The sequence below is a fragment of the Emcibacter sp. genome (assembly GCF_048269205.1).
In the GTDB taxonomy this organism is placed as follows: Bacteria; Pseudomonadota; Alphaproteobacteria; order Sphingomonadales; family Emcibacteraceae; genus Emcibacter.
The window spans coordinates 164,517-177,506 of record NZ_JBLXJC010000001.1; the positions used below are offsets into that span (position 1 = coordinate 164,517).

Here is a 12,990-nt window from a genome sequence, read left to right on the forward strand (position 1 = left end):
CAAGAGGAGGCTTGCAGCAAAGCCTTTGATTCTAGGTAAAAACAGAAAATAAGACAGACTTGTCTGTATAAAAACAGGCAGGTTACCGGCCAGTTAAATGGTGATTTTGTCAAAAAATGCATAAATATCTAAGAACTGTTCTCATCTAAGCGCTTAGCCTCTTGCTCTTGCCTCCTGAAATGACTAAGACAGTTTCAGGGTGTATTCGGATGGCGGGAGGCCTTCCCCCATCAAAAGAAAAAAGGAGTAGTAGATGGCTCGGGTTCAACGACCGACTTCGCCGCATCTGCAGGTCTATGCATGGGGCCTTCATATGGTCCTTTCCATTCTTCATCGCGCGACGGGCGCGGCACTGGGTGTCGGTATATTGCTGCTGGTCTGGTGGCTGCTGGCGATGGCCACGGGGCCCGAGGCTTATGACCTGTTCCTTACGTGCATGGACAATGTTTTGGGCAAGATCGTTCTGTTCGGTTTTACCTGGGCGTTGATGCTGCATCTGTGTAACGGCGTCCGCCACCTGTTCTGGGATATGGGCAAGGGCTTCGAGCTCGACACCACCTCCCGGTCCAATATTCTTGTTCTTCTTGGTTCCGTGATCCTGACCCTGGTTGCCTGGGGTTTTGGATATGGCCTGATATAAGGGAGGTCGATATGAGCTTGCGCACACCTCTTGGCAGAGTACGCGGACTTGGTTCCGCCAAAAGCGGCACCCATCACTGGTGGATGCAGAAAGTCACCGCCGTGGCCCTGATCCCGCTGACCGTCTGGTTCGTGGCCAGCATGGTGCAGATGACCCATGCCACCTTTGAAGTTGCCCTGAACTGGCTGTCCTCTCCGATCCCGGCAATCCTGATGATCCTGTTTGTGACCACCGGCCTCTATCATCTGAAGCTTGGCCTTCAGGTTATTATCGAGGACTACGTCCACGGTGAAGGCGCGAAAACCATCATCCAGATGCTCATCACCTTCGGCTGTATTCTGGTGGCTGTGGCCGCCGTCTTTTCCATTCTTAAAGTTGCGATCTAGGTCAGGAGCAGAAAAAGATGACACAAGCATATGAACTGACAGATCACGTTTATGACGCCATTGTAATCGGCGCCGGGGGCTCCGGCCTGCGGGCCGCCATGGGGATTGCGGAAGCCGGTCTCAAGACCGCCTGTATCTCCAAGGTGTTCCCGACCCGGTCTCACACCGTTGCCGCCCAGGGCGGTATCGCCGCTTCGCTCGGCAACATGGGTCCGGATACCTGGCAGTGGCACATGTATGACACCGTCAAGGGCTCCGACTGGCTCGGTGACCAGGACGCCATCGAATATATGGTGCGCCAGGCCCCGGAAGCCGTCTATGAGCTCGAGCATTTCGGTGTGCCCTTTTCCCGTACCGAGGAAGGCAAGATCTACCAGCGCCCGTTCGGCGGCATGACCACCGAATTCGGCGAAGGCCCGCCGGCCCAGCGCACTTGTGCGGCGGCCGACCGGACCGGCCACGCCATGCTGCACAGCCTGTACCAGCAGTCCCTGAAATATGACACCGACTTCTTTGTCGAATATTTCGCCATCGACCTGATCATGGTGGACGGCGAATGCCGCGGGGTGATCTGCCTGGACATGAACACCGGCACATTGCACCGCTTCAAGGCGCATATGACCGTGCTGGCCACCGGTGGTTATAACCGCACCTATTTCTCGGCCACCTCGGCCCATACCTGCACCGGTGACGGCGGCGGTATGGTCCAGCGCGCCGGCCTGCCCCTGCAGGATCTGGAATTTGTACAGTTCCACCCGACCGGCATTTACGGCGCTGGCGTCCTGATTACCGAAGGTGCGCGCGGCGAAGGCGGATATCTGGTGAATTCCGAAGGCGAGCGTTTCATGGAACGTTATGCCCCTTCAGCCAAGGACCTGGCCAGTCGTGACGTGGTCAGCCGCGCCATGTCTGTGGAGATTTCCGAAGGTCGCGGTGTGGGTGAGCATAAGGATCATATCTTCCTGCATCTGGATCACCTTGATCCGGCGATCCTGGCGGAACGCCTGCCGGGTATTTCCGAAAGCGCGCGCATTTTTGCCGGTGTTGACGTGACCAAGCAGCCGATCCCCGTGGTGCCGACGGCCCACTACAATATGGGTGGTATTGGCTGTAACTATCACGGCGAGGTCTTAAACCCGTCCACCGATGATCCGGACCGGGTTGTGCCCGGCCTGATGGCTGTCGGTGAGGCCGCCTGTGTGTCTGTGCATGGCGCCAACCGTCTCGGCTCCAACAGCCTGATTGACCTGGTGGTGTTTGGCCGCGCCGCCGCCCATCGGGTGGCCGAGGTGGTCAAGCCGAATACGGCCCACAAACCTCTGCCGTCCGATGATGCCGACCTGGCGTTGAGTCGTCTCGACAAATACCGTTATGCTGATGGCGGTCATACCACGGCCCAGATTCGTGACAGGATGCAGCGGACCATGCAGGCCAACTGCGCTGTGTTCCGTCAACAGGATACCCTGGAAGCCGGGCAGAAAGCGATTGATGAAATCTACGCCCTGCTGAACGATGTCAAAACGTTCGATCGCTCTTTGACCTGGAACAGCGATCTGGTCGAAACCCTTGAGCTGGAGAACCTGCTGATGCATGCGGTAACCACCATGCATTGTGCGGCCAACCGGACTGAAAGCCGTGGCGCTCATGCCCGGGAAGATTTCCCGGATCGTAATGACGACGAATGGATGAAACATACCTCCGCCTGGCTGGAAGATGGCAAGGTCCGCATCGAATATCGTCCGGTTCATGACTATACCCTGACCGATGAAATCGACTATATAAAACCCAAAGCCCGCGTGTATTAAGGAGTAGAGACTATGGCTGAATTCAGACTTCCCAAAAACTCCCGCTATACCAAAGGCAAAACCTGGAAAGCCGAAGCCGGAGCCACCAACATCAAGCGGTTCAACGTTTATCGCTGGAATGAGGATGACGGCGAGAACCCGCGCATCGACACCTATGAGGTGGACCTGGACAAATGCGGCCCGATGGTGTTGGATGCCCTGATCAAAATCAAGAACGAGATTGATCCGACCCTGACCTTCCGCCGGTCCTGCCGCGAAGGCGTCTGCGGGTCCTGCGCCATGAACATCGGCGGCATGAATACGCTGGCCTGCACCAAGGACATCGCTGATTTCAAGGGCGACGTGAACATTTATCCGCTGCCGCATATGGATGTGGTCAAGGATCTGGTGCCGGACCTCACCAACTTCTATGCGCAATATGCGTCAATCAAGCCCTGGATGCAGACCCAGACCCCGGCCCCGTCCGGGAAGGAACGCCTGCAGAGCCGGGACGACCGGTCCAAACTGGATGGTCTTTATGAATGTATCCTCTGCGCCAGCTGCTCCACCAGCTGCCCGAGCTACTGGTGGAACTCCGACCGTTATCTCGGTCCGGCCGTGCTGCTGCAGGCCTACCGCTGGCTGGTGGACAGCCGTGATGAAAATACCGGTGAGCGTCTCGATGCGCTGGAAGATCCCTTCCGGCTTTATCGCTGCCACACCATCATGAATTGTACCAACACCTGCCCCAAGGGCTTGAACCCGGCCAAAGCCATCGCCGAAATCAAGAAGATGATGGTCGAGCGTCAGGGGTGATCTTCGGGATCAAGCGTAAAGCAATAGGAATAAAAAAGCGGCCCGTTGGGGCCGCTTTTCTTTTGATGTCTAGGCGGGTTATTTTGCGCTTTGCCTGCGCCGGGCCAGGCCGATGCCGGCAAGGCCAAGGCCGAGCAGGGCGAGAGCGGCCGGTTCGGAGACCTGTTGCCGGGCTTCTGCGAACAGCAGATCAAAGGAAATAAAAGAGTCAAATGCCCAGAAGCTGTTGTCGAAAAGAATACTGACGCTATGATCGTCAAAGCTGATATCCTCAAGGACCATGCCGGTGACGCCGGAGGTGACGAAATTTGCAATGCCGGTTATGGTCCCGCTTCCGCCCTGCGGATCCAGGTCGCTGAGAAGGGCGCTTACACCGGAATAGACTTTCAAAGAGTCTGAAAAAACATTTCCGATCGAGATGGAGGACGCCCCAAGGTCAATCGAAAAAAAGGTCACTGGAGTATAAACCAATTCGAATTCTGATCCTGCCCCTACGACAGAGGAAGCAGGGTTGCATGAGACAAATGTTGCGCTGCAGTTGACTGTGTCGCCGATCAGGCTGGCCTGGGCCGGGGCGGCAAACAGGCCAAGGGAGGCGACGGTGGCGGCTGCGATCAGAGTTTTACGGAGGGATGTGAAGCTTGCGTGTTTTATTACTTTCTGGAACATACTCATATTCTGCCTTTTATATCTGATAACTAGATTTTGAAAATCAGATAATTTAAAGCAAAAATCACGCCAGAACAAAAATAGGTGTTTTGTTTCAATGGGATGGTAGTGTAAGGGGAAAATTTATCGCTTTCGGCAGCAGTTTTTTGCCCGAAAATGTAAAGAATCCCGACAGTGCCCCTTTCCAGATCCGGGCCTCGGAGCCGGAAACAGGTGGATCGGTGATCAGGGAGCACGACTGTTCAAAACCTGCAAAAGCCGGAGATGGAACCGGCTCAGACAGGTGCTGATATTTTTATAATCAGTCGATGAATTCTTTCACCAGGACCACATCGGTGACCACAAAACCCTGGCGTTCAGGGTGTTTTTTGCGGATGATATGCAGGGCCTCATCTTCAGATTCCGCCTCGACTTCAAAATACCGCTGGTCACCCCATTCCTGGCCGTAATTGGGGTGTTTCTTTCCCTGCGCATAGGCCTCACGCACGGTTTCATTATACACGGAAACTTCATATCTGTTCATTGCTTTGCACCAACTATTTTACCCTTTAGTCCCTCCGACGTCGCTTGTGGCGTCCGGCTGGACAGTAGAATAACAAGCAACTTCAAGGGACACAATAATACTGAATATACAACAAAGTTTTATTTTCGGTTAAAGCGTAGGTTGCGGAACATTCAGACCGCAGCCTCAAAAATATCCCCGAAAACAAACCCCATTTTTTCCGGATGTTTGCGACGACAAATGTCCAGCGCTTCACCCGGGGTATGGGCGGACACCTCGATCAGATGCATGTCGGCCCAGCTGTCTTCAAGCATGTCGTGGGATCTGCCGGCGCGAACCGCCTGGCGGACCTTTTCGTTATAGACAGGGATTTCAAATATTTTCTTCATTGTTCTCGTTCTCCCTTTGTTGTACTGCTTTGGTGTAACGTTTTTCCGCTGTAATGCCGTAATGTCTTACAATACAGTAAGTATAAAAACAGTTAAAATTTTAAGTGTTTCCAGATTCCATCCGATTGATTGTTCCCGTCATGACCACAGAAACTGCAGCTTCTCCCGGACAAAATGGCCCTCTTGCCCGCTATTACCGGCGGCGCGATGCCGGTGAATTGCGGGAGGATCCGCTACAGGAACAGGTGATGATCCGACTTCAGGGCCTTTACGAGGCGCTGCAGGGTTATGAAGAGAAATTTGCCCGGCAAGGGACCGGCAACGGACTCCTGTCGCGCTTTTTCGGCAAGGGAAAAGACGGCGACTTCCCGAAGGGCTTTTATATTTACGGCGATGTGGGGCGCGGCAAGTCCATGATCATGGACCTGTTTTTCGACGAGGCCCCGGTAGAGGCCAAGCGCCGGGTGCATTTCCATGCCTTCATGCTGGAAATCCATGCCGCCATTCATGAATGGCGCTATATGTCGGCGGAGGACCGGATTGCCAAATGGGGCACGGGCAAGGATGACCCGATCCCGCCGCTGGGCCGGAAGATAGCCAGTGAAAGCCGCCTCCTGTGCTTTGATGAATTCCAGGTGACCGATGTGACAGACGCCATGATCCTGGGCCGCCTGTTTGGCGAACTGATGAAGCTTGGCGTGGTCATTGTGTTGACCAGCAACCGCATCCCCGATGACCTTTATATCGGCGGCCTCAACCGGGAGCTGTTTCTACCGACCATCGAGATGCTCAAGGAAAGGATGGAGGTGATCGCCCTCGACGGGCCCACCGATTACCGGCTCGAGCGTATGAAAGGCATGCCCGTCTATTATTACCCGCTGGGTGAAGAGGCAACAAAGGCCCTGTCCGAGGCTTTCTGGCGGCTGACCGACCATGATGTGGCGGATCGTTCGAAAGTGGGACCGGAGGAACTTGAGGTAAAAGGACGCAGGCTCACCATCCCGGTGGCGGACCGGGGGGTTGCTGTGGTGTCCTTCAAGAAAATGTGCGGCGCGGCGCTTGGGGCTGCGGACTATCTGCAGATCGCCTGGCATTATCATACGGTGATCATGGTGGGCATTCCAAAACTCGGGCCCAGCAACCGGAACGAAGCAAAGCGCTTTGTCACCTTTATCGATGCGCTCTATGAAAATAATGTGAAGTTCCTCTGTAGTGCCGAGGTGCCGCCCGAAGATTTGTATGAAGAGGGGCATGGACATTTTGAATTCCAGCGCACCGTTTCCCGCCTTATGGAGATGCAGAGCCAGGAATATCTGGCCAGGGGACACGCGGTTTAACCGGAATATTGAGCGCTTGATACAGACAGGTCTGTATATTTTTCATCGGATATTGCTTAAATTACGTCTGTTTTGCGAGAGAGTCGGATGAAAACGCCCCGATTTTGTGAACAAAAGGTAAAGAATTGCGCCTCGCAAGCCTCGGATTTCCTTGAAAAATCCGGATTTTCGGCAAAATCTGCCAAATATTGGTCCCAGGGGCCGCAAAAAGTCGGAAATCCTTGCACGGATTGCCAAATCGCGTTACATGCGAAAGGGTAAAAAATGCAAAAGCTTCATACCGGCGTCATAAGCCGGGCAATTCACAGTCATTCAAAATTCAGGAGATAGATCAACATGGCACGTAAAAAGATTGCGCTCATTGGTGGCGGTCAGATCGGTGGCACTCTGGCCCATCTGGCGGCGCTCAAGGAACTGGGAGATGTGGTGATTTTCGACATCGCCGAAGGGCTGCCCCAGGGTAAGGCGCTTGACCTGGCCCAGTCCGGTCCGGTGGAAGGCTTTGACGCAAAAATGACCGGTACCCAGGATTATGCCGATATCAAGGATGCCGACGTGGTCATCGTGACCGCCGGTGTGCCCCGTAAACCCGGCATGAGCCGTGACGATCTTCTGGAAATCAACCTGAAAGTGATGAAGTCTGTTGGTGAAGGCATTCGCGATAATGCGCCGAACGCCTTTGTGATCTGTATCACCAACCCGCTGGACGTGATGGTCTGGGCACTGCAGAAATTCTCTGGCCTGCCCGCCAAAAAGGTCGTCGGCATGGCCGGTGTTCTGGACTCCGCCCGCTTCCAGCACTTCCTGGCTGATGAATTCAATGTTTCCGTCGAAGATGTGAATGCTTTTGTGCTCGGCGGCCACGGCGACACCATGGTGCCGCTGGCCCGCTACTCTACAGTGGCCGGTATCCCGATCCCCGATCTGGTGGAAATGGGCTGGACCACCCAGGAGAAACTGGACGCCATTATTCAGCGCACCCGTGATGGTGGCGCAGAGATTGTCGGCCTGTTGAAAACCGGTTCCGCTTTTTATGCGCCGGCGACATCCGCCATTGCCATGGCTGAATCCTATCTCAAGGACAAGCGCCGGGTTCTGCCCTGCGCCGCCGAACTGAATGGTGAGTATGGCCTGAATAACCTGTATGTGGGCGTGCCTGTCATCATCGGCGAAAACGGTGTCGAGAAAATCGTCGAAATCAAGTTCGATGAAAACGACAAGGCCGGTTTCGAGAATTCCGTCGCCGCCGTGAATGGCCTGATTGACGCGGTCAAGAAAATCGACCCGTCCCTGGCATAAGCTGAAACTGATCGAGGGCAGGTAAGAGTAAGTATTTGTTTATTCTTATCTGTTATCACCGAAGCCCTGTCCCAGTCCGTGCCTGACGATGCAGGGTGATCAATAAGGAAAGCAGTATGAATATTCATGAATATCAAGCGAAAGGCCTGCTGAGCCAGTTCGGGGCGCCTGTCCTGAAAGGCGGCGTGGCCTACACGGCGCAGGAAGCTGAATCTGTGGCCAAGGAACTCGGCGGCCCGGTCTGGGTGGTCAAGTCCCAGATCCATGCCGGCGGTCGCGGTAAAGGCGGCGGTGTGAAAGTGGTGAAATCACTTGAGGAAGTCAAAAAAGTTGCCGGCGAAATGCTGGGCATGACCCTGGTGACCCATCAAACCGGTCCGGAAGGCAAGGAAGTCCGCCGCGTCTATATCGAGGACGGATGCGCCATTGCCAATGAACTTTACCTCAGCCTGCTGGTGGATCGCGCCACTGGTCATGTGGCCATCATGGCGTCTACGGAAGGCGGCATGGACATCGAGGAAGTGGCCGCTGAAACACCTGAGAAAATCATTACGATCACCATCGACCCGGCAACCGGCCTCTCCGGCTTCCATTGCCGCAAGGTGGCTTACGGTCTCGGCCTTGAAGGCAAGACCGCATCAGCCTGCGTGAAAGTAATATCCTCTCTCTACAACGCCTTTGTGGAAAAGGACGCTTCCCTGCTGGAAATCAACCCGCTGGTGGTGACGGAAGCAGGTGACATGATCGTTCTTGATGCCAAGATGGGCTTCGACGGCAACGCCCTGTTCCGCCATAAGGATGTGGTTGAACTGCGCGATCCCGATGAAGAGGATCCGATGGAACTGGAAGCTGCCAAGCATGAGCTGAACTACATCAAGCTTGACGGCAACATTGGCTGCATGGTCAACGGCGCTGGTCTGGCCATGGCGACCATGGATATCATCAAACTGAAAGGCGGCGAACCGGCCAACTTCCTGGACGTGGGCGGTGGTGCCACCAAGGAACGTGTGACCGAGGCTTTCAAGATCATTCTGTCCGACAGCAACGTGGAAGGCATTCTGGTCAATATCTTCGGCGGTATCATGCGTTGTGACGTGATTGCCGACGGTGTGGTTGCTGCGGCCAAGGAAGTCTCCCTTTCCGTACCGCTGGTGGTGCGTCTCGAAGGGACGAACGTTGAAAAAGGTAAGAAGATCCTGGCGGACTCCGGTCTGACCATTCTGTCTGCCGACGATCTGGGTGATGCCGCTGAGAAAGTGGTCAAAGCGGTGAAGGAGGCTTCCTGATGTCTATTCTTGTAAACAGTGAAACCAAGGTAATCTGTCAGGGGTTCACCGGTGCCCAGGGCACATTCCATTCCGAACAGGCCATTGCCTACGGTACAAAAATGGTTGGCGGTGTAACTCCGGGCAAGGGTGGGACAACCCATCTCGACCTGCCGGTGTTCAACACAGTTGGTGATGCGGTTGAAGCGACTGGCGCCAACGCTTCCGTGATTTATGTGCCGCCGCCATTTGCGGCTGACGCTATTCTGGAAGCCATTGATGCAGAGGTCGAACTGGCCGTCTGTATCACCGAGGGTATTCCGGTACTGGACATGGTCAAGGTGAAGCGCGCCCTGCAGGGCTCCAAAACCCGCCTGATCGGCCCCAACTGCCCGGGTATCATTACCCCCGGTGAATGTAAAATCGGCATTATGCCCGGTCACATTCACAAGAAGGGCAATGTGGGCATTGTGTCCCGTTCCGGTACATTGACCTATGAAGCCGTGGCACAGACCACTGCGGTCGGTCTCGGCCAGACCACATGTGTGGGTATCGGCGGCGATCCGGTCAACGGCACCAACTTTATTGATGTGCTCGAGGGTTTCCTGGGCGATGACCAGACGGAATCCATCATTATGATCGGTGAAATCGGCGGCTCCGCCGAGGAGGAAGCAGCTGAATTCCTGAAATCCTCCAAGGTCAAGAAACCCGTAGTCGGCTTTATTGCCGGTCGTACGGCGCCTCCGGGCCGCACAATGGGCCACGCCGGTGCTATCGTTTCCGGTGGCAAGGGCGGTGCTGATGACAAGATCGATGCCATGAAGAGTGCCGGTATTACCGTGGCGGATTCCCCGTCCGAACTGGGTACAACTCTGGCGGATGTTTTGAAATCCTAACGTAACTTTAGACAGGGAGGGTGCGGGGAATCCCGCATCCGGCCAACATGAGTGCAGAACCAGAAACCGAAGGTCTTTTTAGCGGCTCCAGCGGAGCCTTTGTGGAAGAACTCTTTCTTCGTTATTCCCGGGATCCCAACAGTGTGGATCCGTCCTGGCAGACGTATTTCCAGGAACTCGCTGCCGATGCCCAGGCATTGATGCAGGCGGGCAAGGAAAGGACCTCGGCCTCCTGGTCGCGAAGCGACTGGCCGCAGACCGGCAATGGAGCGGAAAGCTATATTGACGCTCTCGATCCGGGATACGAGCCTCCTGCCGCACCGAAGAAAAAGCCGGCTGCCGGCGGTGCGTCGGAAGAGGAAATCCGTTCTGCGACTCTTGATTCAATCCGTTGCCTGATGATGATCCGCACCTACCGGGTGCGTGGTCATCTGATGGCCCGGCTTGACCCCCTTGAACTGACGGAACGGGCCTATCATCCGGAACTCGACCCGGCCACTTACGGCTTCGGGGAAGAGGACATGGATCGTCCCATCTTTCTCGACAATGTGCTGGGGCTGGAGACCGCCACCGTGCGCGAGGTTCTGGAAATTGTCAAAAGAACCTATTGTTCCTCTGTCGGTGTGGAATTCATGCACATCAACGAACCCGAGGAAAAGGCCTGGATCCAGAGCCGTATCGAGGGCCGGGACAAGGAAATTCATTTTACCAATGAAGGCAAGATGGCCATTCTCCAGAAACTGACCGAGGCGGAAGCCTTCGAACAGTATCTGGCCAAAAAATATATCGGCACCAAGCGCTTTGGTCTGGACGGCGGCGAGGCCCTGATTCCCGCCCTTGAAGGTATTATCAAGACTGGCGGACATAATGGTGTGCAGGAAATTGTCATCGGCATGCCGCACCGGGGGCGCCTCAATGTGCTTTCCAGCGTGATGGGCAAGCCTTACCGGGCGATTTTCCACGAATTCCACGGCGGGTCTTCCAACCCGGACGATGTGGAAGGCTCCGGCGATGTGAAATACCATCTGGGTGCTTCCTCGGACCGTGAGTTTGACGGCAATACGGTGCATCTGTCGCTGACCGCCAACCCGTCCCATCTGGAAGCGGTGAATCCGGTGGCGCTCGGGAAGACCCGCGCCAAGCTGGCCCAGCGCAGCGATCGGGAAGGAACATCGGTTCTGACCTTGTTGATGCACGGCGATGCGGCTTTTTCCGGGCAGGGTCTTGTGGCCGAATGTTTTGCACTGAGCGGCCTCAAGGGCTATCAGACCGGCGGGACCATCCATGTGGTGGTGAACAACCAGATAGGCTTTACCACCTCGCCACATTATTCCCGTTCCTCCCCCTACCCGTCCGACATGGCCAAGGCCATCCAGGCGCCGGTGTTTCATGTGAACGGGGATGACCCGGAAGCGGTGGTCTATGTGATGAAAATCGCCACCGAATTCCGCCAGACCTTCAAATCTGACGTGGTGGTTGACATTTTCTGTTATCGCCGTTTCGGCCATAACGAGGGTGATGAACCCATGTTTACCCAGCCGCTGATGTACAAGCGGATCAGGAATCATCCGAGTACACGGAGCCTGTATGCCGAGCGTCTTGTGCGCGAAGGCCTGCTCACCCAGGAAGAAGCGGACAATATGCTGCAGGATTTCCATCGTTTTCTGGATGTGGAAATGGAAGCTGCCGGTGGTTACAAGCCGGACAAGGCGGACTGGTTCGGTGGCCGCTGGAGTGGCCTGGAGCGCCCGGATGATGATCTGCGACGTTCCGCCGGTACCGGTGTGGACACGGCAACCCTGCGGGAAGTCGGCCGGGTGCTGACCGATGTGCCGGAAGGTTTTTCCGTGCACCGGACCCTGCAGCGCGGCCTTGACGCCAAGGCGCAAATGTTCGAAAGCGGTGAGGGGATTGACTGGGCAACGGCCGAGGCTCTGGCTTTCGGCACGTTGATCCGGGAAGGCCACAGCGTTCGCCTGTCCGGCCAGGACAGCCAGCGCGGCACCTTCTCCCAGCGTCACTCCGTTTTTGTCGACCAGGAAACCGAAGAGCGTTACACACCGCTCCGGGCGCTGGCCGATATGGAAGAGGGGCCGGCGACTTTTGAGGTGATCGACAGCGCCCTTTCCGAAATGGGTGTGCTTGGTTTTGAATATGGCTATTCCCTGGCGGAACCCAATACACTGACCCTTTGGGAGGCCCAGTTCGGTGACTTTGCCAATGGCGCCCAGGTCATCATCGATCAGTTCATTTCCTCTGGCGAAGCCAAATGGCTGCGTATGAGTGGTCTTGTGATGCTTTTGCCGCACGGCTATGAGGGCCAGGGGCCGGAGCATAGTTCCGCACGCCTGGAACGTTATCTTCAGGCCTGCGCCGAGGACAACATGCAGGTGGCCAACTGTACGACACCGGCCAACTATTTCCATATCCTGCGTCGTCAGATGAAGCGCAAGTTCCGAAAACCGCTGATCATGATGACACCGAAATCATTACTGCGGCACAAGATGGCTGTCTCCAGCCTGGATGAGATGGGCGCAGATACCGAATTCCACAGGGTTCTGTGGGACAATGCGGAATCCCATCCCGGCACCAGCATCCGCCTCAAGAAGGACAAGGATATCAAGCGGGTCGTGATGTGTACCGGCAAGGTCTACTACGAACTTCTTGAAGAGCGGGACCGGCGCAATCAGGATGATACCTATCTCATGCGCGTCGAGCAGCTTTATCCTTATCCCAAAAATGCCGTAGCCGCCGAGCTGAAGCGATTTAAAAACCTTGAGACGGTGGTCTGGTGTCAGGAAGAGCCGAAAAACATGGGGGCCTGGAGCTTCATTGCGCCCTATATCGAGGAAACGCTGGAAGAGGTTGATGGCAAGCCGCAACGGCCGCTCTATGCCGGACGCAAGCCGTCCGCCTCTACGGCGACAGGTCTCGCCTCACGCCACAAGGATGAACAGACAGCGCTGGTCGATCTTGCCCTGACGATTAAATAGGCAAAGACCGGCAG

General features: G+C 55.6%; 12 protein-coding genes. 9 read left to right on the forward strand and 3 right to left on the reverse strand.

The window, feature by feature from the left end:
• The first annotated feature begins 253 nt into the window (after nucleotides 1-253).
• Genes sdhC through ACN0YD_RS00795 form a run of 4 tightly spaced genes read left to right on the forward strand, consistent with a single transcriptional unit; the run spans nucleotide 254 to nucleotide 3,626 of the window.
• Nucleotides 254-640, forward strand: a complete 387-nt coding sequence (sdhC, locus tag ACN0YD_RS00780; protein ID WP_417316732.1) for a succinate dehydrogenase, cytochrome b556 subunit — start codon at nucleotides 254-256, stop codon at nucleotides 638-640.
• Nucleotides 637-1,026 (forward strand): succinate dehydrogenase, hydrophobic membrane anchor protein, encoded by a 390-nt coding sequence (gene sdhD / locus ACN0YD_RS00785; RefSeq protein WP_417318819.1) that lies wholly within the window; start codon nucleotides 637-639, stop codon nucleotides 1,024-1,026. Before sdhC ends, sdhD begins: the two co-directional genes overlap by 4 nt.
• Nucleotides 1,027-1,043: 17 nt before the next feature.
• Nucleotides 1,044-2,831: a succinate dehydrogenase flavoprotein subunit gene (sdhA, locus tag ACN0YD_RS00790; protein ID WP_417316733.1), complete on the forward strand. Its 1,788-nt coding sequence runs from the start codon at nucleotides 1,044-1,046 to the stop codon at nucleotides 2,829-2,831.
• Between the two features lie 12 nt (nucleotides 2,832-2,843).
• Complete coding sequence (locus tag ACN0YD_RS00795; protein WP_417316734.1) at nucleotides 2,844-3,626, forward strand: succinate dehydrogenase iron-sulfur subunit; 783 nt, start codon at nucleotides 2,844-2,846, stop codon at nucleotides 3,624-3,626.
• Nucleotides 3,627-3,704: 78 nt separating this feature from the next.
• Here ACN0YD_RS00795 and ACN0YD_RS00800 read toward each other — a convergent pair whose 3' ends face one another.
• The 3 genes from ACN0YD_RS00800 to ACN0YD_RS00810 form a co-directional block, all read right to left on the reverse strand.
• A complete protein-coding gene (locus ACN0YD_RS00800) occupies nucleotides 3,705-4,295 on the reverse strand; it encodes a PEP-CTERM sorting domain-containing protein (protein WP_417316735.1) in 591 nt (196 codons plus the stop codon).
• A gap of 301 nt (nucleotides 4,296-4,596) precedes the next feature.
• A complete protein-coding gene (locus tag ACN0YD_RS00805) occupies nucleotides 4,597-4,818 on the reverse strand; it encodes a hypothetical protein (protein WP_417316736.1) in 222 nt (73 codons plus the stop codon).
• 152 nt (nucleotides 4,819-4,970) lie between these two features.
• Nucleotides 4,971-5,186, reverse strand: a complete 216-nt coding sequence (locus ACN0YD_RS00810; RefSeq protein WP_417316737.1) for a hypothetical protein — start codon at nucleotides 5,184-5,186, stop codon at nucleotides 4,971-4,973.
• A gap of 140 nt (nucleotides 5,187-5,326) precedes the next feature.
• Here ACN0YD_RS00810 and zapE point away from each other — a divergent pair, with 140 nt between their 5' ends.
• From zapE to ACN0YD_RS00835, 5 genes are all read left to right on the forward strand, one after another.
• Nucleotides 5,327-6,523: a cell division protein ZapE gene (gene zapE, locus ACN0YD_RS00815; protein WP_417316738.1), complete on the forward strand. Its 1,197-nt coding sequence runs from the start codon at nucleotides 5,327-5,329 to the stop codon at nucleotides 6,521-6,523.
• A gap of 336 nt (nucleotides 6,524-6,859) precedes the next feature.
• Complete coding sequence (gene mdh / locus ACN0YD_RS00820; protein ID WP_417316739.1) at nucleotides 6,860-7,822, forward strand: malate dehydrogenase; 963 nt, start codon at nucleotides 6,860-6,862, stop codon at nucleotides 7,820-7,822.
• 116 nt (nucleotides 7,823-7,938) lie between these two features.
• Entirely contained in the window at nucleotides 7,939-9,108 is a 1,170-nt protein-coding gene (sucC, locus tag ACN0YD_RS00825; RefSeq protein ID WP_417316740.1) for an ADP-forming succinate--CoA ligase subunit beta, read from the forward strand.
• A complete protein-coding gene (gene sucD, locus ACN0YD_RS00830) occupies nucleotides 9,108-9,983 on the forward strand; it encodes a succinate--CoA ligase subunit alpha (RefSeq protein ID WP_417316741.1) in 876 nt (291 codons plus the stop codon). Before sucC ends, sucD begins: the two co-directional genes overlap by 1 nt.
• Before the next feature lie 47 nt (nucleotides 9,984-10,030).
• On the forward strand, nucleotides 10,031-12,976 hold the full coding sequence (locus ACN0YD_RS00835) for a 2-oxoglutarate dehydrogenase E1 component (RefSeq protein ID WP_417316742.1): 2,946 nt from the start codon (nucleotides 10,031-10,033) through the stop codon (nucleotides 12,974-12,976).
• Nucleotides 12,977-12,990: the final 14 nt, after the last annotated feature.